Below are 2,241 nucleotides of genomic sequence, written 5' to 3'. Positions count from 1 at the left end.
TGAGGAGTGCATCCTTTAACTCTGGACTATAGTTCATAATGAAAGCTCCCTTCCTGCGATAGCTCTATACTACCACAAATGTAATTATCTTTCACTGACAACTATCCTAACACACAGGGGAAAGAGCTTTGTTAAAAACGCAGGGAAGAACATGGGATGGTGTGCCTCTACCAAAACTGACAGTATCTGATTTAAAGCAGGATGCAATACAGCTATTCAAAGATAAGGCAGTGAAAAGAGGAAGGCTTACGAATGAAGAAGTCAGTGTGGAAGATACTATCTTGATGGATAACCTGCACCTAATTGATGAAGATGGATATTTGATAAGAGCAGCAATGCTTGCGTTTTATAAGGATCCAGAGAAGTGGGTAACAGGTTCTTATATCAAAATCGGTTATTTTGGAAAATCGGATTCGGATTTGGTGTATCAGGATGAGGTGCACGGGCCTTTGATAGAGCAGGTAGATAAGACTGTAGATTTGGTATACACGAAATATATGAAGGCATTGATTGATTATGAGGGTGTCCAGAGAATTGAGCAATTTATGTTCCACAAGGACGCATTCCGTGAGATTTTGTTGAATGCCATTGTTCATAAGGATTACAGCGGTTGCAATCCAATTCAGATTAGCGTTTACGAGGACAAGATATATATTTGGAATGATGGAGAGATGCCTCCAAATCTGGATTCTACTGACAAGTTGTTTATGAAGCATTCATCAAAGCCTTATAATCCGAAATTGGCTAATATCTTTTTCAAAAGCGGTATGATTGAAGCTTGGGGAAGAGGATTTGAGAAGATTAGGGAAGCCTGTGCGTTGTATGATGGACCATTGCCGGAATACGAGATTAATGAGGCTGGAATTATGGTTCTTTGCAAGGCTTGTGATAGGTATTTGAGGTTATTGAGAGATGATGGTCAGCATCCTGACCATCATCCTAACCAAAATGGTCAGGATGTGAATAAGCTGATTATCGATTTTTGTAAAGACCCGAAGTCGGTCCAAGAAATAATGGATGAATTTGATTTTGATAGCAGGACAAGCTTTAGAAGAAAGTATTTAACTCCTATGCTGAAAAATAGTGTGTTAAAGATGACTATACCGGAAAAGCCATCAAGTAAAAATCAGAAATACTTTTCGTAAGAAAATAAGCTAACCACATCTTAACCAATGTGGTTAGGTTAATAAATATTCTTATAGATAGTATCATCGGAAAAGTGCAATAAAATTTATGGGGGGAATAAAAAGTGAAAAAGAAAATCTTAATACTTGTAAGCATATTAGTGGTGTTTCTAGCTATACCTCCATTTGTAAATTATTGGGTGTCGACGCCTTCACCTATAGGATTTATACCAATAGAAAAGCAGGAAGTTTGGATTAGTTTCTATGCCTCATTAATAGGTAGTGGAATAACATTGCTAGGAGTTGCTTTGACTATTTGTTATACCGATTTTACTAGGAAAGAAGATTTTAGAAAGCATGAACAGGAATTAAAAGAGGAATATGAAAAAAGAAATAACGATACGAAAATTAATCTCTCTGCACAGTATAAGCCTATTTTGACAGTTACATTTGATTCGAATTATATAGATGATATTAAATTTGGGATGTCAAAACGTCCAAAGTTTTATATAGAAAATACATTATCGTTGAATGGTAAGATGGAAATTCAATTTAATAAAAAAAGAATTAGTATTAGTTTGTATGTCTTGAATATAGGGAGAGGAGAAGCTAATAATATAAAAATTAGTTCTTTGATTTTGGATTCCAAAGGAAGTACATGGGATACTGAATTAAGGACATATAAGGAAATTGCTACTTCTAGTGGAATATGTTTAATGTTTTACAAGGAACTATCAGAGCGTGAATGGAAGGAATACAGTAATAAAATGCTAGAAGAACCTTTTAAAATGTGTATAGACATTGAATATGATGATCTTGTTGGCTTTCATCATAAGTTGAATAGTTTATTGATGGTAAAACGATTTGTACATATAAGAGATGAGGATAATAATGTTATTGAAAATGTTTTAGTTATAAATCCGTATGATTCCACGATTCAAAATATGACAAGTATTGACAGTTAGTATTATGGTGATTGTTAAGTATATGACGGAAAATGAATATTACGGGTACTTTTACACCACTTGTCCGGATTGAGGAAACCATTGTTCCGGATTGATGGAAACCGCTCTTCCGGTCATTAGGGAACCACTCTTATAATGGATGTAAGCATCGA

At 34.9% G+C, this 2,241-nt stretch carries 2 protein-coding genes; both read left to right on the top strand.

Translation table 11 applies throughout. The features are described from left to right. The first annotated feature begins 128 nt into the window (after positions 1-128). Positions 129-1,145, top strand: coding sequence for an ATP-binding protein (locus ABCW45_RS17640; protein ID WP_343221286.1), 1,017 nt, complete (start codon positions 129-131; stop codon positions 1,143-1,145). Positions 1,146-1,249: 104 nt separating this feature from the next. Further along, positions 1,250-2,089, top strand: a complete 840-nt coding sequence (locus tag ABCW45_RS17635; RefSeq protein WP_215704888.1) for a hypothetical protein — start codon at positions 1,250-1,252, stop codon at positions 2,087-2,089. Positions 2,090-2,241 lie beyond the last annotated feature (152 nt).

Origin of the sequence: Pilosibacter fragilis (assembly GCF_032490495.1) — a bacterium.
GTDB classification, from domain to species: domain Bacteria; phylum Bacillota; class Clostridia; order Lachnospirales; family Lachnospiraceae; genus Pilosibacter; species Pilosibacter fragilis.
This window is presented reverse-complemented; position numbering and strand designations above follow the sequence as displayed.